The organism is Streptomyces sp. NBC_01384, assembly GCF_045040035.1.
GTDB lineage: Bacteria > Actinomycetota > Actinomycetes > Streptomycetales > Streptomycetaceae > Streptomyces.
Window position 1 is genome coordinate 9,817,079 of the sequence record NZ_CP109559.1, and the last position, 17,695, is coordinate 9,834,773.

At 69.7% G+C, this 17,695-nt stretch carries 15 protein-coding genes and 1 pseudogene; 8 read left to right on the forward strand and 8 right to left on the reverse strand.

The features are described 5' to 3' along the window. The first annotated feature begins 237 nt into the window (after positions 1–237). The 6 genes from OG747_RS45080 (at position 238) to OG747_RS45105 (ending at position 6,545) form a co-directional block, all read left to right on the forward strand. On the forward strand, positions 238–1,569 hold the full coding sequence (locus OG747_RS45080) for an MFS transporter (protein WP_405885159.1): 1,332 nt from the start codon (positions 238–240) through the stop codon (positions 1,567–1,569). A gap of 284 nt (positions 1,570–1,853) precedes the next feature. Next, positions 1,854–2,309: a MarR family winged helix-turn-helix transcriptional regulator gene (locus OG747_RS45085; protein ID WP_405885160.1), complete on the forward strand. Its 456-nt coding sequence runs from the start codon at positions 1,854–1,856 to the stop codon at positions 2,307–2,309. Beyond that, positions 2,306–3,193: an ATP-binding cassette domain-containing protein gene (locus OG747_RS45090; RefSeq protein ID WP_405885161.1), complete on the forward strand. Its 888-nt coding sequence runs from the start codon at positions 2,306–2,308 to the stop codon at positions 3,191–3,193. The genes OG747_RS45085 and OG747_RS45090 overlap by 4 nt, the downstream gene beginning before the upstream one ends. Beyond that, positions 3,153–4,022 carry an ABC transporter permease gene (locus OG747_RS45095; RefSeq protein WP_405885162.1) on the forward strand — a complete coding sequence of 290 codons (870 nt, stop codon included), beginning with the start codon at positions 3,153–3,155 and terminating at the stop codon, positions 4,020–4,022. Before OG747_RS45090 ends, OG747_RS45095 begins: the two co-directional genes overlap by 41 nt. Before the next feature lie 287 nt (positions 4,023–4,309). Beyond that, entirely contained in the window at positions 4,310–5,020 is a 711-nt protein-coding gene (locus OG747_RS45100; RefSeq protein WP_405885163.1) for a class I SAM-dependent methyltransferase, read from the forward strand. 100 nt (positions 5,021–5,120) lie between these two features. After that, a complete protein-coding gene (locus tag OG747_RS45105) occupies positions 5,121–6,545 on the forward strand; it encodes a M1 family metallopeptidase (protein WP_405885164.1) in 1,425 nt (474 codons plus the stop codon). Between the two features lie 139 nt (positions 6,546–6,684). Here OG747_RS45105 and glgB read toward each other — a convergent pair whose 3' ends face one another. From glgB to OG747_RS45130, 5 genes are read right to left on the reverse strand one after another with little or no spacing between them, the layout of a single operon-like run. After that, complete coding sequence (gene glgB, locus OG747_RS45110) at positions 6,685–8,904, reverse strand: 1,4-alpha-glucan branching enzyme (RefSeq protein WP_405885165.1); 2,220 nt, start codon at positions 8,902–8,904, stop codon at positions 6,685–6,687. Positions 8,905–8,947: 43 nt separating this feature from the next. Beyond that, the gene (locus tag OG747_RS45115; protein ID WP_405885166.1) at positions 8,948–10,393 is read right to left on the reverse strand and encodes a maltokinase N-terminal cap-like domain-containing protein; all 1,446 of its coding nucleotides are present in this window, start codon (positions 10,391–10,393) and stop codon (positions 8,948–8,950) included. Positions 10,394–10,439: 46 nt separating this feature from the next. Next, positions 10,440–12,179 carry a maltose alpha-D-glucosyltransferase gene (gene treS / locus OG747_RS45120; RefSeq protein WP_405885167.1) on the reverse strand — a complete coding sequence of 580 codons (1,740 nt, stop codon included), beginning with the start codon at positions 12,177–12,179 and terminating at the stop codon, positions 10,440–10,442. 20 nt (positions 12,180–12,199) lie between these two features. Continuing rightward, on the reverse strand, positions 12,200–14,185 hold the full coding sequence (locus OG747_RS45125) for an alpha-1,4-glucan--maltose-1-phosphate maltosyltransferase (protein WP_405885168.1): 1,986 nt from the start codon (positions 14,183–14,185) through the stop codon (positions 12,200–12,202). A 38-nt stretch (positions 14,186–14,223) separates the two neighbouring features. Next, positions 14,224–14,478, reverse strand: a complete 255-nt coding sequence (locus OG747_RS45130; protein ID WP_405886033.1) for a DUF5133 domain-containing protein — start codon at positions 14,476–14,478, stop codon at positions 14,224–14,226. 306 nt (positions 14,479–14,784) lie between these two features. Between OG747_RS45130 and OG747_RS45135 the strand changes: the two genes are divergently transcribed. Then, entirely contained in the window at positions 14,785–15,300 is a 516-nt protein-coding gene (locus OG747_RS45135) for a pep a2 (RefSeq protein ID WP_405885169.1), read from the forward strand. A gap of 12 nt (positions 15,301–15,312) precedes the next feature. Further along, positions 15,313–15,576, forward strand: a pseudogene (locus tag OG747_RS45140) (glycogen debranching enzyme); the annotation flags it as partial. Positions 15,577–15,634: 58 nt separating this feature from the next. Here OG747_RS45140 and OG747_RS45145 read toward each other — a convergent pair. From OG747_RS45145 to OG747_RS45155, 3 genes are all read right to left on the reverse strand, one after another. Continuing rightward, positions 15,635–16,444 (reverse strand): SAM-dependent methyltransferase, encoded by an 810-nt coding sequence (locus tag OG747_RS45145; protein WP_405885170.1) that lies wholly within the window; start codon positions 16,442–16,444, stop codon positions 15,635–15,637. 32 nt (positions 16,445–16,476) lie between these two features. Next, entirely contained in the window at positions 16,477–16,977 is a 501-nt protein-coding gene (locus OG747_RS45150; RefSeq protein WP_405885171.1) for a hypothetical protein, read from the reverse strand. 472 nt (positions 16,978–17,449) lie between these two features. Continuing rightward, complete coding sequence (locus OG747_RS45155) at positions 17,450–17,695, reverse strand: DUF397 domain-containing protein (protein WP_405885172.1); 246 nt, start codon at positions 17,693–17,695, stop codon at positions 17,450–17,452.

Genomic DNA, 17,695 nt, shown 5'->3' on the forward strand with positions numbered 1-17,695 from the left:
ACCACAGCAAGAATGCGCCTCACCGGTACCCGCCCGCACCTCGACGCCTCAGTCGCCTTGGTCGCTCTCCGTTGTGCTCGGGTTCACACAGCCGTATGCAGTCGCACTCAGCGTCTCTAGACGGCGTACGCCTGGCGCGTCAGGGCGGACGAGCGGGGTCCACGGGGCTCCCCCGCGCCCCCGTTCCGCGATAGTGAACCCTGACACCGAAAGATGTATCGAGCAGCCAGGACGGTCGTGGACACCAGCAAGAGCAGTACAGACGGGACGGACAACGGGTCGGCGGCCGAGCCGGCGGAACGCGACCGGGCGGCGGGACCGGGGCGGGCGGACCGGCGCGGCTGGCGCCGCTGGACGATGGACACCCGCCCGCTGCGGCGCCCCGCGTACCGCAGACTCTGGTCCTCGACCATCGTCACTGCGGTGGGCAGTCAGCTCACCGCCGTCGCCGTGCCCAAGCAGATCTACGACATCACCGGGTCCTCCGCCTGGGTCGGCTACGCGAGCCTCGCCGGTCTGGTGCCGCTCGTCGTCTTCGCGCTGTGGGGCGGAGCGGTCGCCGACAGCATGGACCGGCGCAAGCTGCTCCTCATCACCAACACCGGCATAGCCGTCACCTCACTGCTCTTCTGGATACAGGCCGTCACCGGACTCGACTCCGTACTCGTCCTGATGATCCTGCTCGCACTCCAGCAGGCCTTCTTCGGCCTCAACTCCCCGGCCCGCAACGCCTCCATCGCCCGACTCGTCCCCGAGCACGAACTGCCCGCGGCGAACGCGCTCGGCTCGACCGTCATGCAGACCGGCCTGGTGGCCGGACCGCTGCTCGCCGGCGCCCTGATTCCCGTCATCGGCCTGGGCGAGCTCTATCTGATCGACGCCCTGGCGCTGTGCGTCACCGTGTGGGCGGTGGTACGGCTGCCCTCCCTGCCGCCGCTGACGGGACCGTCGGCCAAACGGGCGGGGTGGCGCGAGGTCGCCGCCGGATTCCGCTACATCGCGCTGCACAAGGTGCTGCTGCTGTCCTTCCTCGCCGACATCATCGCCATGGTCCTCGGCATGCCCCGGGCGCTGTTCCCGCAGCTCGCCGCCCAGACGTACGCGCCCTACGGCGAAGGCCTCGCGCTCGGTCTGCTGTTCGCGGCGATTCCGATCGGCGCGGTGATCGGCGGCCTGATGTCGGGCACGTTCTCCCGCGCGCACCGGCACGGGCTCATGGTGATCGCCGCGGTCATGGCCTGGGGAGCGGCCATCACCGGGTTCGGCCTGAGCAGCAGCCTCTGGGTGGCCGTGGCGTTCCTCGCCGCCGCCGGATTCGCCGACATGGTCTCCATGGTCTTCCGCGGCGCGATCCTGCTGTCGGCCGCCACGGACGAGATGCGCGGCCGGATGCAGGGCGTGTTCACCGTGGTGGTCGCGGGCGGCCCGCGACTGGCCGACGTCCTGCACGGAACGGCCGGGTCCGTCCTGGGCGCCCGCACCGCAGTGGTGGGCGGCGGCCTCCTGGTGATCGTCGCCACGGTGGCCCTGGCCACGGCGACGCCCGCCCTGCGGCGGTACACGGCCTGACGCGTTCAGCGGGAGGAGGAGTCAGCTCTCCACGGCTTGAGCCATCAGCGTCTGCAGATGCAGTCCGTTCCTGAGCGCCGCGCAGGAACGGTGCCACGGAAGCGAGGTGCCGGTCGCGGTCACGGAGGTCTCCTTTTGCCTGGTGCCTGGTGGGGCAACTCCATCACGAGGGCACTGGTCTCTACCAGGGGGTACGGGCTTCGAGCGGCATGTGGTGGCGGCTTCGCCGGGCCTTGACCCTCTCTTTCCCGTATTACCTCTGCTACAGAGCTATTCTCGAAAACGTGGAGTCGGAGAGCTTTCCCGAGGAACTGGCCGACACCCTGGCCGGAGTGCAGCGGCTGATCCGGCGGCGGCTGCGCAGCGGTATGGCCGCCCCGCGGCTGCGCGGCGCCGAGGTCGAGCTGTTGCGGCTGGTCGTGGCGCGTCCGGGCATCGGTGTGTCGGAGGCCGCCAAAGAGCTCTACCTGGCTGGTAATTCGGTCTCGACGCTGGTCAACCAACTGGCGCGAGACGGCTATCTGATCCGTGAGACGGACCCGGCCGACCGGCGGGCCGCGCGCCTGCTGCCCACGCCGGCCGCTCAGGCACGGCTGATCGACTGGCGGCAGCGGCGCGCTGCCCTCGTACGCCGCCAGGTCGCCTGCCTGGACGAGGCCGACCGCGCGGCCCTGGAGGCGGCCCTACCGGCCCTCCGCAAGCTGGCGGTGAACCTGCACGAGGAGGCCGAGGAGACATGACGCGGAACACGACCGGTGGGGGAGACCCCGCCTTGGAGAGGGCAGCGGCGGATGCCGGACCGGACGCCGTCACCTGCGCCGGGCTCGCATACGCCTTCGGCGACACGACCGCGGTCGACGGGCTCGAACTCTCGGTCCACGACGGCGAGGTGTTCGGACTGCTCGGGCCCAACGGCGCGGGCAAGACCACCGCGATCCGCTGCATCACCACGCTCCTGCCGGTCCCCGCCGGCATGGTCCAGGTCTTCGGGCACGACGCCACCCGCGAACGCATGGCGGTACGCCGCCTGCTCGGCTACGTACCGCAGCAGCTGTCGGCCGACTCCGGGCTCACCGGCCGGGAGAACGTGGCCCTCTTCGCCCGCGTCTTCGATGTCTCCCGCAAGGAGCGCGCGGCACGTGTCGAGCAGGCACTCGCGGCGGTCGACCTCACCGACGCGGCCGACCGGCTCGCCAAGACCTACTCCGGCGGCATGGTCCGCCGACTCGAACTCGCCCAGGCACTGGTGAGCGCTCCCCGGCTGCTGATCCTCGACGAGCCGACCATCGGCCTCGACCCGATCGCCCGGACGAGCGTCTGGGAGCGCATCAACGCCGTACGCGCCGCCACCGGCATGACCGTCCTCGTGACGACCCACTACATGGACGAGGCCGACCAGTACTGCGACCGGGTCGCGCTGATGCACCGCGGCCGCGTTCGCGCCCTCGGTACCCCCGACGAGCTGCGGACGGGTCTCGGCGAGCGGCGCGGCGCCGGGAAGAACGGTGAACTGCCCACGCTGGAGGACGTCTTCCGCGACATCGCGGGCAGCGGCCTCGACGACCAGTCAGGAGACTTCAGCGATGTCCGAAGCACCCGCCGCACCGCGTCCCGTCTCGGCTGAGCCGGCCGACGGCGTTCACCCGGGCGGCCTCGACCTTCTCGTGGTCCCGCCGCGCGCCCGTACCGGCTGGCGAGTGCTGCCCGCCCGGGTCGGCGCGATGTGCGCGGTCGAACTGCAGAAGCTCCGCCACGACCGCACCGAGCTGTACACCCGGGCGGTCCAGCCGGCACTGTGGCTGCTGATCTTCGGCGAGACCTTCACCCGGATCAGGGCGATACCCACCGGCGGCATCCCCTACCTCGACTACCTCGCGCCCGGCATCATCGCCCAGTCCGCGATGTTCATCGCCATCTTCTACGGCATCATGATCATCTGGGAGCGGGACGCGGGGATCCTCACCAAGCTCCTCGTCACCCCGACCCCGCGCGCGGCGCTCATCACCGGCAAGGCCTTCGCCGCCGGGGTGAAGGCGCTGATCCAGGCGATCGTGGTCGTCGTCATCGCCGCGCTGCTCGGGGTGGCGATGACCTGGAACCCCCTGCGGCTGCTCGGAGTCGCGGTGGCCGTGGTCCTCGGCTCGGCCTTCTTCTCCTGTCTCTCCATGACCATCGCGGGCATCGTGCTCACCCGCGACCGACTGATGGGCATCGGCCAGGCCATCACGATGCCGCTGTTCTTCGGCTCCAACGCCCTCTATCCGGTCGCCGTCATGCCCGGCTGGCTCCAGGCGATCAGCAAGGTCAACCCGCTGAGCTACCAGGTGGACGCGCTGCGCGGCCTCCTGCTCGGCACGCCCGCTCACCTGGCTCTCGACTACGGGGTCCTCGTCCTGGCCGCGGCCCTCGGCATCCTGTCCGCCTCGTCACTGCTGGGTCGCCTGGCCCGCTGACTTCGGCTCGACGACCGTCCCGGACGGACCCGTCCTCGACGGACCCCACCTGGACGGCGGTGCGCCCGGCGTCCGCCGCGAGCGTCGCGCCGGTGAGGTGACCGACGCGGTCCGAGGCGAGGAAGAGGATCACCGAGGAAGAGGATCACCTCGGCGATCTCCCGCGAGCCGGCGAGCCGGCCGAGCAGTGTCCTCCCGGGGAGACACTCGGGGGCGGTTCCACAGGAACGGGCCGGGGCGCGACCCCGCCGACTTGCCGCCGGCCGACCGCAGAGGAGCCAAGCCCCTTGTCCGTCATCCCGCTCGTCCTCGATCAGAACAGCCACGACGCCAGGCTCAACGCCGCCACCTGGGACCTCGTCGGACAACCCCGACGGGCACGCCCGGAGGCGATGGACTGGATGTTCCGGACCGCGCCGGGCCCCGGATCCGAACTTCTCGGTGCGCTCGGCGGCGCGACCGTCGCGGAACTCGGCTGCGGGCAGGGGACTCAGCTCGCCGGACTGGCGAAGCACGGCATCGCCCGCGGTATCGGCATCGATGTCTCCCCGGTACGCATCCACCACGCCACCACCGGCTTCTCCGACGTCGAGACGCTGGAGTGGTGGCTCGGTGACGCCGTAGCGATCGCCCCTCACCTGCCACCGCTCGACGCCGCGTTCTCCAACTACGGTGCGGCCTGGTTCTCCGACCCGCACCGGCTGCTGCCCCGTATCGCGGAGCGGCTCAAGCCCGGCGGGCGGCTCGTCCTGTCCTGCCTCGCCCGCTCCGCCGGAACGCCCGAGGGACGGCGCCGCCTGCTCGTCCGCACCGGCCCGGCGCGGTCGATGTGGACGGTCCGCTGGATGTACAGCGTCACGGGATGGCTGCGCATCCTCGCCGAGTCGGGCTTCGCCACCGATTACGTCTTCCGGCCCACCGATCGCACCAACGCCTCCTGGGGAACGGTCGTGATCCGGGCCCGGCGGAACGGCACACCGCGCCTGACGACGACTTGACCGGATCAAGAGGGTCTCCGGCCCACAGGCTCATAGGCTGTGGGCCATTGATCATCAGATCGCGCGATCACCCGATCACCGTCGCACCGGAGGAGTCAACGTGAGGCCACGCCCGCATCAGGCCGTCAGACGCACAACTGTCCTCAGTCGAGAGGCCGTTGTCGCCGCGGTTCCCGTCGCCGTCGCGGCCCTGCTCGTCGCGGCGGGCCCGGCGGCGGCCGGAACGGTGGGCGCATCCGGCGCGGGGGACCCGTACTTCCCGCTCTCGGGCAACGGCGGCTACGACGTCCGGCACTACGACCTGACCCTCGGCTACGACCCTCAGAGCCGCCATCTCGACGGCAAGGCGGTGATCACCGCCCGGGCCACCCAGCGACTGACCCGCTTCGACCTCGACTTCAGCGGGCTGAAGGTCAGCGGTGTCACCGTCGATCACGTCAAGGCGTCCTACCGCCGCGACGGCCAGGAACTGGTGATCACCCCCCGTCATGCCGTCCAGCGGAATCAGGAATTCCGAGTCACTGTCACCTACTCGGGCAAGCCCGAACCGGTCACCGACCCGGACGGCTCCCTGGACGGATGGATCCCCACCGACGACGGCGCGTTCGTGGCCGGCGAGCCGCAGGGCGCCATGACGTGGTTCCCCGCCAACAGCCACCCCAAGGACAAGGCCTCGTACGACTTCACCATCACCGTCCCCAAGGGACACACCGCCGTGGCCAACGGAGTCCTCCGCGGGCAGACGACCACCCACGGCCGTACGACGTTCCGCTGGCGGCAGTCCGAGCCGATGGCGGCCTACCTCGCCACGGCGACGGTCGGTAAGTTCAAGGTCGAGCAGTACACCACCGCCGACGGCCTGAAGGTCTACAACGCCGTCGACCCCCGCGAGGCGACCGCCGCGGCGCCCGTCCTGAAGAAACTGCCGTCCGTCCTGGCATGGGAGAGCGGTCTCTTCGGCCCCTACCCCTTCCGCGCCGCCGGGTCCATCGTCGACCGGGCTCCGCAGGTCGGATACGCGCTGGAGACCCAGACCCGTCCCGTCTACGACTCGGCGCCGGACCTGAGCACCCTCGTCCACGAAAGCGCGCACCAGTGGTTCGGCGACTCCGTCACCCTCACCGCCTGGAAGGACATCTGGCTCAACGAGGGCTTCGCGACGTACGCCGAGTGGCTCTACGCCGAGCAGCACGGCGGAAAGACCGCGCAGCAGACCTTCGACTCCCTGTACGCCACTCCGGCCGGCGACGGCCTGTGGGCGTTCCCGTCGGCCGATCCCGGGAGCGGAGCGCACATCTTCGACACGCCCGTCTACGCGCGTGGTGCCATGGCGCTGCACAAGCTGCGTACGGCCGTCGGTGACAAGACGTTCTTCCGGATCCTGCGCACCTGGGCCACCGATCACCGTGGGGGCCACGGCACCACCGCCCAGTTCATCCGCCTCTCCGAGCAGCTGTCCGGCAAGGATCTCGACGTGCTGTTCCACACCTGGATCGCCACACCAGGCAAACCGTCCTCCCCCTGACCCCCTTTCCACGCCCATCCCCCGGGGGCTCCGCCCCTTCAACCCCGCTTCGGCCTGAACGGCCTCGCCCTCGAACGCCGGACGGGCCGGGAGTCTCGAGGGGCGCGGGGCTGTGGCATGGTGTGGCTCCGCCGCGTGGTCAGGCGGGGCGGAGCCAGATGGTGGCGAGTGGGGGCAGGGTCAGCCGCAGGCTGGCGGGGCGGCCGTGGGCGGGGTGGGGTTCGGGTTTGACGGGGTGGGGGTTGCGGACGTCGCTGCCGCCGTAGCGCGCGGCGTCGGTGTTGAGGATTTCGTGCCAGGCGGGGATGTCCTCGGGGACACCGAGCCGGTAGTCGTGCCGGACCACGGGTGAGAAGTGCGAGACGGCGAGGAGGGGTGTGCCGTCGGCGTCGTGGCGGAGGAAGGCGAGGACGTTGTCGTCGGCGGCGTCCCCGGCGGTCCAGGTGAAGCCGGCGGGGTCGGTGTCGCGCTGCCAGAGGGCGGGTTCGTCGCGGTAGACGGTGTTGAGGTCGCGGACCAGGTCGCGTACACCCCGGTGGTCGGGTTCGGCTGCGTAGGCGGGGTCCAGCAGCCACCAGTCCGGGCCGTGTGTCTCGGACCATTCGGCGCCCTGGGCGAATTCCTGTCCCATGAAGAGGAGTTGTTTGCCGGGGTGGGCCCACATGAAGGCGAGGTAGGCGCGGGTGGTGGCGCGTTGTTGCCACCAGTCGCCCGGCATTTTCGACACCAGGGAGCGTTTGCCGTGGACGACCTCGTCGTGGGAGATGGGCAGGACGTAGTTCTCGCTGTAGGCGTACACCATCGAGAACGTCATCTCGTTGTGGTGGTACTTGCGGTGGATCGGCTCGTGGGCCACGTATCCCAGCGAGTCGTGCATCCATCCCATGTTCCACTTCAGCCCGAAGCCCAGCCCGCCGAAGCCACCGGGACCGGTGTGGTGGGTGGCCCGGGTGACGCCGTCCCAGGCCGTCGACTCCTCGGCGATGGTCACCACACCCGGCGCGCGGCGGTAGACGGTGGCGTTCATCTCCTGCAGGAAGGCGACGGCGTCGAGGTTCTCCCGGCCGCCGTGTTCGTTGGGTGTCCACTGGCCCGGCTCGCGTGAGTAGTCGAGGTAGAGCATCGAGGCGACGGCGTCCACGCGCAGCCCGTCGATGTGGAACTCCTGGCACCAGTACACCGCGTTGGCGACCAGGAAGTTGCGTACCTCGCGGCGCCCGAAGTCGAATTCCAGCGTGCCCCAGTCGGGGTGCGCGGCTCGCTGGGGGTCGGCGTGCTCGTACAGCGGACGCCCGTCGAACTCCGCCAGCGCCCAGTCGTCGCGCGGGAAGTGGGCCGGCACCCAGTCCATGAGGACCCCGATCCCGGCCCGGTGCAGGGCGTCGACGAGGTATTTGAAGTCGTCGGGGGTGCCCAGCCGCGCGGTCGGGGCGTAGAAGCCGGTGACCTGGTAGCCCCACGACCCGCCGAAGGGATGCTCGGCCACCGGCATCAGCTCCACATGCGTGAAGCCCAGGTCACAGACGTAGGCGGGAAGCTGCTCGGCCAACTGCCGATACGTCAGCCCGGGGCGCCAGGACGGCAGATGCACCTCGTACACCGAGAACGGCGCCTCGTGCACCGGACGGTCCCCCCGCCGCGCCATCCACTCCTCGTCCCGCCATGTGTGGTGCGAGGAGTGCACGACGGACGACGTGCGCGGCGGTACCTCGGTGCGCCGGGCCATCGGGTCGGCCCGCAGGGTACGGGAGCCGTCCGGGCGGGTGATCTCGAACTTGTAGAGCTCGCCCTCGCCGACGCCGGGCAGAAACAGCTCCCAGACGCCCGTCGAGCCGAGCGAGCGCATGGGGTACGCGGTGCCGTCCCAGCGGCAGAAGTCCCCGCACACCCTGACCCCTTGTGCGTTCGGCGCCCAGACCGTGAAACGGGTGCCGGTCACGCCCTGGTGGGTCATGGGGTGCGCCCCGAGTGCCCGCCACAGCTCCTCGTGGCGGCCCTCGCCGATCAGATGGAGATCGAGCTCGCCCAGCGTGGGCAGGAAGCGATACGGGTCCTGCACCTCGCACTCGGTTCCCGCGTACGTCACCGACACCATGTACTCGGGGATCGTGTCGAGCGGCAGTACCCCCGAGAAGAGGCCGCCATCCGTCTCCCGCAGCTCCGTGTGGAGCCCGTCGGCCACTACCGCGACGGCCTCGGCGTACGGACGCAGCACGCGGAACACGATGCCGTCCGGCACCGGATGAGCACCGAGGAGTGCGTGCGGATCGTGGTGGGCGCCCGACAGCAGGCGCGCCCGGTCCGTCGCGTCCAACGGAGCTACCGGCCTCGCGCCAACGGCGCTGGTGGGAACTGCCACGGTTTCAGCCTCCTCGAGGGGAAGGGGTGGGGCGGATCACGGACTACGGGTTCTCAAGCCCGCCGACGGAGCCGCCGGCAGGGCCCTCGGCGGAGCCTTCGACCGAGCCGTCGACAGGGTCTTCGGCGAGGCGCCCGACCGCCGCCATCGGAACAGGCAGCCAGTCGGGCCGGTGTCTTGCCTCGTACAGCACTTCGTACACGGCCCTGTCCGTCTCGTACGCGCGCAGCAGTTCGGGTTCTTCGCGCGGGTCCCACGCCGCCGTGGCGGCGTAGCCCGCGCAGTAGGCCTCCCGGCAGCGCTGCGCCCACTCCGGGCGCCATGGGTGACGGGACCGCGCCGCGTAGTCGAAGGAGCGCAGCATGCCCGCGACATCGCGTACGGGGGACTGGAGGCGCCGGCGCTCGGTGAGCGGACGGGCCGGCTCGCCCTCGAAGTCGATGACGGACCACTGCCGCCCGGCCCGCAGCACCTGTCCGAGGTGGAGGTCGCCGTGGACCCGCTGTGCCGGACGAATCGCCGCATCGAGCGCCGCGAGCGCGTCGAAGGCGGTCCGCAGCCCGGGCACGTACGGCCGCAGTTCGGGCACGGAGCGGGCCGTGGCGTCGAGCCGCTCGCTCATCGTGGCCGCAAGTCGCCTGTGCTGGACCGGACTCGGCACGTTCACGGGAAACGCCTCCGCCAGCGCCAGATGTATTTCGGCGGTGGCCCGACCCAGTTCGTACGCCTCCTCGGCGAACTCCCGCCCCGAGGTGAGCGATTGGAGCGCCAGGGTCCAGCCGTCGGCGGCATCGCGGAGATACGGCTGGAGCACTCCGAGCGTCGCCTCCCGCGGCTGCGAGGTGCCGAACCACGCCGCGGGGGCGGGTACGCGGGTGCAGCCCAGCCGGGCCAGCGCCCAAGGCACCTCCAAGTCCGGGTTGATGCCCGGCTGGACGCGGCGGAAGACCTTCAGGATGAAGGAATCCCCGTACACGAGTGAGGAGTTCGACTGCTCGGTGTCGAGGAGACGGGAGGGGAGGCCGCCGGGAACCGTCACCCGGGAGTCCCGCTCGAAGAGGAGGGGGCCCGCGCTTCCCGGAGTGCGCAGCCGCTCCAGGAGCAGACCCGCGGCCTTCGGGTCGTGGAAGGCGTCGTACACGGTCAGATCGGCCAGTGGGCCCGCGTTCGCGCGGCCGATGAGGGCGGGGACGAGACGGGGTGGCAGGACCTCCCGTGCGCCGATCAGGAGCTGGTAGCAGTCCTCGGGCGGGGGAGTTCCGGGGCCGCCGTGGGCGGCGGGGTGGTTGAGGTGTTCGGTGCGTATGAGGAGGTGCAGGCAGTCCGGGTACAGCTCGGTCGAGGACACCACGCTCAGACCGGTGACGGGGTGGCCCTTGCCCGCGAACCAGCGCTGCCGGGGCAGCCACTCCCGCAGCAGTTCGGCGAGCGAGGTGAGCAGCGCGGCGGGGGCGTGGCTGCTCGGACGGTGCGACGCGGTCTTCGGCATGGCGACACGTCCTTTCACGAGGCGAACGATCTTCGTTGGGCGCCGGTCAAGATCGCCTGGCGGCTCCGGGGGTGAGAGCGCGTCGCAGCCGGAACCAGTAGAAGCCATGGCCCGCGAGGGTGAGCAGGTACGGCAGTTCGCCGATGGCCGGGAATCGCACCCCGCCGATGAGTTCGACCGGGTGGCGGCCGTTGAAGGCCCGTAGGTCCAGTTCGGTGGGCTGGGCGAAGCGGGAGAAGTTGTGGACGCAGAGCACCAGGTCGTCTCCTTCGTCCTCGGTCGAGGGGGCCTCGCGCAGGAACGCGATGACCGCCGGGTTCGAGGACTGGAGTTCCGTGTAGGAGCCGAGGCCGAAGGCCTTGTTCTGCTTGCGGATCTCGATCATGCGGCGGGTCCAGTGCAGCAGCGACGAGGGCGAGGACATCGACGCCTCGACGTTCGTCACCTGATAGCCGTAGACCGGGTCCATGATAGTGGGCAGGAACAGCCGGCCGGGGTCGGAGGACGAGAAGCCCGCGTTGCGGTCGGGCGTCCACTGCATCGGGGTGCGCACCGCGTCGCGGTCACCGAGCCAGATGTTGTCGCCCATCCCGATCTCGTCGCCGTAGTACAGAATCGGCGACCCCGGCAGCGACAGCAGCAACGCCGTGAACAGTTCGATCTGATTGCGGTCATTGTCCAGGAGAGGCGCCAGCCGCCTGCGGATCCCGATGTTGGCGCGCATCCGCGGGTCCTTGGCGTACTCCGCGTACATGTAGTCGCGTTCCTCGTCGGTGACCATTTCGAGGGTCAGCTCGTCGTGGTTGCGCAGGAAGATGCCCCACTGGCAGCCGGACGGGATCGCCGGGGTCTTGGACAGGATTTCCGAGACCGGGTAGCGGGATTCCCGCCGCACCGCCATGAAGATGCGCGGCATGACCGGGAAATGGAACGCCATGTGACACTCGTCGCCGCCGGAGGGGAAGTCGCCGAAGTAGTCGACCACGTCCTCCGGCCACTGGTTTGCCTCGGCGAGGAGGACGGTGTCCGGATACAGGGCGTCGATCTCCTTACGCACCCGCTTGAGGAATTCATGGGTGGCGGGGAGGTTCTCGCAGTTCGTGCCCTCCACCTGGTAGAGGTAGGGCACCGCGTCGAGGCGGAAACCGTCGATGCCGAGATCCAGCCAGAATCGGAGGGCCGCGAGGATCTCCTCCTGGACCCGCGGGTTCTCGTAGTTGAGGTCCGGTTGGTGGGAGAAGAAGCGGTGCCAGTAGTACTGCTTGCGGACCGGGTCGAAGGTCCAGTTGGAGGTTTCGGTGTCGACGAAGATGATCCGCGCGTCTTCGTACTGTTTGTCGTCGTCGGCCCAGACGTAGTAGTCGCCGTAGGGCCCGTCGGGGTGGGCGCGGGATTCCTGGAACCACGGGTGCTGGTCGCTGGTGTGGTTCATGACGAAGTCGATGATGACGCGCATGCCGCGCTGGTGGGCGGCGTCGACGAATTCGACGAAGTCGGCGAGGTCACCGAACTCGGGGAGGACGGCGGTGTAGTCGGAGACGTCGTAGCCGCCGTCCCGCAGGGGGGACTTGAAGAACGGCGGCAGCCACAGGCAGTCGATGCCCAGCCATTGCAGGTAGTCGAGTCTCGCGGTGAGGCCCTTGAGGTCGCCGACGCCGTCGCCGTCGCTGTCCTGGAAGGAGCGGACCAGGACTTCGTAGAAGACAGCGCGTTTGAACCAATCGGGATCGCGGTCCCTGGCCGGGGTGTCCCCGAAGGTGTCCGGGACGGGCTCGTTGACGATCATGTGGTGGGTGACCCTCCGATCTACGGTGAGGACGGTCGCAGGACGGCGAGCACATGCGCACCGCCCGGCCCCAGTCGCACGAAGTTGGCCTGGCCCCAGCGGTAGGTCTCGCCGGTGAGCTCGTCCCGTACGGACACGGACTCGTGCCGGTCCAGGCCGAGTTGCGGCATGTCCAACGAGACCGTCGCCTCCTGGGTGTGGTGCGGGTCGAGGTTGGCCACCACCAGGACCGTGTCGTCGCCGGAGCACTTGCCGTACGCGATCAGCGCGTCGTTGTCGGCCTGGTGGAAGTGGAGGTTCCGCAGTGCGTGCAGGGCCTTGTGGCGCCGTCTGATCCGGTTCAGTCGCGTGATCAGCGGTGCGATGGTGCTGCCCTGCCGGGCGGCCGACTCCCAGTCGCGCGGACGCAGTTGGTACTTCTCCGAGTTCCGGTACTCCTCGCTGTCCACCCCGACCGGAGTGTTCTCGCACAGCTCGTAGCCGGCGTAGACCCCCCACGTCGGTGAGAGGGTGGCGGCCAGGACGGCTCGCACCTCGAAGGCGGGCCGGCCGCCCCGCTGGAGGTAGCCGGGCAGGATGTCCGGCGTGTTCACGAAGAAGTTGGGCCGCATGAAGGCGGCCGACTCGCCCGACAGTTCGGTGAGGTAGTCGGTCAGCTCCCGCTTGGTGTTGCGCCAGGTGAAATACGTGTAGGACTGCTGGAAACCCACCGTCGCGAGCCTGTGCATGATCGCGGGCCGCGTGAACGCCTCGGCCAGGAAGATCACGTCCGGGTCGGTGCGGTTGATCTCCGCGATGACCTGCTCCCAGAAGACCACCGGCTTGGTGTGCGGATTGTCGACCCGGAAGATCCGCACGCCGTGGTCCATCCAGTACCGCAGCAACCGTACGCACTCGGCGATCAGCCCCGGCATGTCCTGGTCGAAGGCGATCGGGTAGATGTCCTGGTACTTTTTCGGCGGGTTCTCCGCGTACGCGATCGTGCCGTCGGCGCGGTGGTGGAACCACTCGGGGTGCTTGTCCACCCACGGGTGGTCCGGGGAACACTGGAGCGCGAAGTCGAGGGCGACTTCGAGGCGCAGCTCAGCGGCTCTGCGTACGAACGCGTCGAAGTCGTCGATCATGCCGAGATCCGGGTGTACGGCGTCGTGCCCGCCCTCCGGGGAGCCGATCGCCCAGGGCACGCCGACATCCCGGCGGCTCGCCGACAGGCTGTTGTCGGGGCCCTTGCGGAAGGTGGTGCCGATGGGGTGGATCGGCGGGAGGTACACGACGTCGAAGCCCATCTCCGCGATGGCGGGGAGGCGTTCGGCGGCGGTGCGGAACGTGCCGTGGACCGGCGGGTCGAGATGTCCGCTCTCCGAGCGCGGGAAGAACTCGTACCACGCGCCGTACAACGCCCGTTCCCGTTCCACGAGCAGGGGCATCGGCAGCGAGCGGGAGACCCGCTCGCGCAGCGGGTGTTCGGCGAGGACGGCGGCCATTTCCGGGGTCAGGGCGGCCGCGAGACGGGCGGCGGGCGGCAGGGAACGGTCGCGCAGGGCGTTCGCCGCGGCCAGCACCGCCGCTCGGCCGGGCGCATCCGGTACCCCCGCCGCGGCGCGCTCGTACAGCGCGGCGCCCTCCTCCAGGATCAGCCCGGTGTCGATCCCGGCCGGAACCTTGATTCCGGCGGTGCGGCGCCATGCGGCGACCGGGTCGCTCCACGCCTCCACGAGGTACGTCCAGTGACCCACGGGTCCCGGCGTGACCTCGGCACCCCAGCGGTCGGTGCCGGGGGCGAGTTCGCACATCGGAGTCCAGGGACCGGGCCGGCCGTTCGGGTCGCGCAGAACGACATTCGCTCCGACCGCGTCCTGGCCCTCGCCGAAGACGGTGGCGGTGACCTGGAAGGTCTCTCCGCACACCGCCTTCGCGGGGCGTCGCCCGCACTCGACGACCGGATGGACGTCCACGATCGGGATGCGGTCGATCGGGTCACGGCCGCCTGCCGGGTGTGCCTCCATGGGTTTTGCCTCCGCCGTCCTCGCGCCCTGCCTACGGTTCAGAAACTCTGGGAACTGTGAGAACCCTGGGACGCCTGGGACCCCTGGGAGTGCTGAGCGCCCCGCAGATAGTGCTCGGCGGCGTCCACCGCCTCCCGCGCGCAGCGCTTCCCCATCAGCACGCACAGGGTGTACCCCGTGTTCTCGAAGTTGCCCCGCACCGCGTGGTCGGCCGGGGCCAAGAGCAGCCGCCGTTCCCAGGCCCGGTATTGCTCCAGGTGCCTGGCGACCTCGGCTTTGGCAGGCAGCAGCATGGCGCTGGTCACCTTCCCACTTTCTCGGCCGCGCACGGGGCACCCGGCTGGTGCCGGACGGCCGTGCGCGGAGGGAAACCGCCCCGCTACGAGCGGTCGGCACCCTCACCCATGGTGCCCGTGCGGACACCAAGCGTCTTGTTGGGTCTTCAACTACAGCGGGCGGCGGCTCTCGGGTTGCACGAACGGAGTAGTGCTCTCACTCTGGGACTGACTCAGAAGCGTTCAGCGCTCACGCTTCGTGTTCGGGGCCGGCCCGGCAAGGGCGAGGAAAAGCGGGAGCTTCGCCGTGAGGAGCCAACGACGATGAAAACTGCAGTGCCCTGCTATTACCACCTCGACGTGGAGGTCACCCCGGAACGGGTCGGACAGATCCGGCGCATTCTGGGGGCCCACCTCCGGTACTGGAACCTGGGGACCCTTGTCGAGTCCGTCTGCCACTGTGCCGAAGCGCTGCTTCATACGATCGACGAGCACGCGGCGGACAAGAACACGACCATCGAGATGTGGTGGAACGGTTCGCACCTCATCACCGCCGTCTCCGACAACGATCAGGATCTTCGCCCGCACAACGCCCCACAGGGCTGCCTGGCGCAGATCGCCGCGCTGAGCGACGGATGGGGCTGCTGTGCCACCGGTTCCGGCGGCAAGATCATCTGGTTCTCCTGGCGGGCCCGTGCCGCCGAGCGCGCCCCGTTGGTCCCGACCAGGCCCATGCCCAGTCTGCGGGAGGCGCTGCGGACGCCGCGTCAGATACCGCTGCCGGTTCCGGCCTTCGCCGGACTGCGTGACGACACCGAGGCCGTGATCGCCGTACGGTGATCACGTGCGCATCTGGACCGGCGCCCCTCTCCACCGGGCGCGGCATACGACGGCGAAGGCACCGACTTCGCCCTGTTCACCGAAGTCGCCGAACGCGTCGACCTCGTCCTCCTCGATGACGACGGCACCACGCGCACGGTCACGATGACCGAGGCCGACGGCTTCGTGTGGCACTGCTATCTGCCCGGTGTCGGGCCGGGGCAGCGTTACGGCTACCGGGTCCACGGTCCATGGGACCCGGCTGCCGGGCACCGGTGCAATCCGGCGAAGCTGCTCGGCCGTGCCCGGGACACCGGCCCGCCCGCCTTGCCGAACCCCGGTCAGATGGGTGGCATCACGGCTTGAGGGCCACGCCGCCGTGGACGTCCGTGGGCTCCGGAGAGCTGCCGGGCTCGGGGCGCCACAGAGGGCAGGACACGATGCCGGGTTCGATCAGCTCCAGGCCTTCGTAGTACGCGGTGAGCTGCTCGGGGCTGCGCAGTACGTACGGGATGGCGCCGGTGTCGTCATAGCCCTGCTGGGCCTGCTTGAGCGCGGCGTCGGTGTCGGTGCTGTCGTAGTGCACGAAGTAGCTGCCGGAGGGCAGGGCGGCCTGGAGGGTGCGGACGATCGACTTGGCTTCCTCGTAGTCCTGGATGTGACCGAGGATGCCCATGAGCATCAGGGCGACGGGCTGGTCGAAGTCCAGGATCCCGCTCGCCGACTCGATGATCTTCTCGGGCTCGTGCAGGTCCGCGTCGATGTAGTTGGTGACGCCCTCGGGAGTGCTGGTCAGCAGTGCCTGGGCGTGGCGGAGCACCAGGGGGTCGTTGTCGACGTAGACGATGCGTGACTCGGGCGCCACCCGCTGGGCGACCTGGTGGGTGTTGTCGTACGAGGGCAGGCCGGTGCCGATGTCCAGGAACTGGCGGATGCCCAGCTCGCCGGCCACGAAGGTAACGCTCCGGATCAGGTACTCGCGGGAGGCCCGGGCCATCGTCTCGATGTTCGGCGCCACCTCGCGATAGGCGTCACCCGCGATCCGGTCGACCTCGTAGTTGTCCTTCCCGCCCATCCAGTAGTTCCAGATGCGGGCCGAGTGCGGCACCGTGGTGTCGATCTTGGACAGCGCCTCTTGGTCGGGGGTGGGCCGGCTGTCTGTCATGGGATTGTCTCCTGCCTGCGTCACGCGGTCTGTCAGTAACCTACCGTCAACTGCCCTTTGTATTGCTCGAGTTGATGGTGTGTGCAGGCGGGGCCGCGGATCGGATGGCCGATGCCCTCGGCGTCGAGGGTCACCACGGGGACGTGCTGGGCGAGGGTGTGCAGTGCCCGTTCGTACGCGTCGACCGCCTCGGTGTCGTCCGTCTCGCCCGTCACATGGATCAGGGCGCCGTCGCGTTCCGCCACCGCTTCGGCGAAGTCGAGGGCCTGGATCCATGTCACCCGGGAGCGCCCGCGGCGCAGTGGTCCGTAGACCAGTTCGTGGACGAGACTGCCGTCGACGGCCAACCGGCCCGGTGCGGAGAGGAGTTCGCGGTACGGCTGGGTGGGGTCCACATGGTGAAGGGGGCCGCGGCAGAGCCGGACGGTGAATCCGTGGTGGGCCAGTTCGGCGATCAGGGCACTTCTGCTGATCCCGTCGGGGCCTTCGACGACCAGGGTCCGGCACTGGGTGAGGGCCTGGCGGAGGATCATCCCCGCACCTCGGCACCAGGGCCCGCTTCAGGACCCGGACCCACCTCGGAACAAGGACCGGTGCGCATACCGCTCCCTCCAGGACGACCGATTCCCTCAGTGTGGACGGACAACCCGCACAGCGGCAGTGGGCGCGCGGGTTGTCCGGTTGCGCGGGCGTAGTGGTGTGGCTTCGGAGGTTCTCCCGAGTGTCTGGAGGTTCTCGGGAGCTCGGGAGCTTGCGGCGGGTTGTCCGAGCGTCTCGGATTGGCTTGGTGATCCCATGTGTTGCCGGCCGCAAGCCCATCGCTTTCGTGCCCTGGTGCTGACGGCAGGAGCCGTCAGCCCGCGTGGCACGTCCCTCCGGACGCCGGTCGGCCCAGCCCGCACAGCTACAGGGCCGAGGAGGGTGTCCGACGGCGCCTGGGCGCCGGGCGTACGCGTGACGGTCTGCTACGGGTTCGTTACGTATCGCTCACCAGGCTGGAGAGCCTCAGGCGATCAGGAAGTCGGCCTGACCCGACTTGGCGCCTTCGAGGAACGAGATCATTTCGTCCCGGGTGTAGACCAGCGCGGGCCCGTCCGGGTCCTTGGACTGGCGGAAGGCCACGCTGCCGTCGGGCAGTCGCTTGGCCTCGACGCAACTCCCGCCGTTCGTACCGCTCCAGGGTTTCTCCCAGCCCTCGGTGCCCAGGTCGACGGCCGGCATGCCGCTGTAGATGGGGCCCTTGGATCCCAT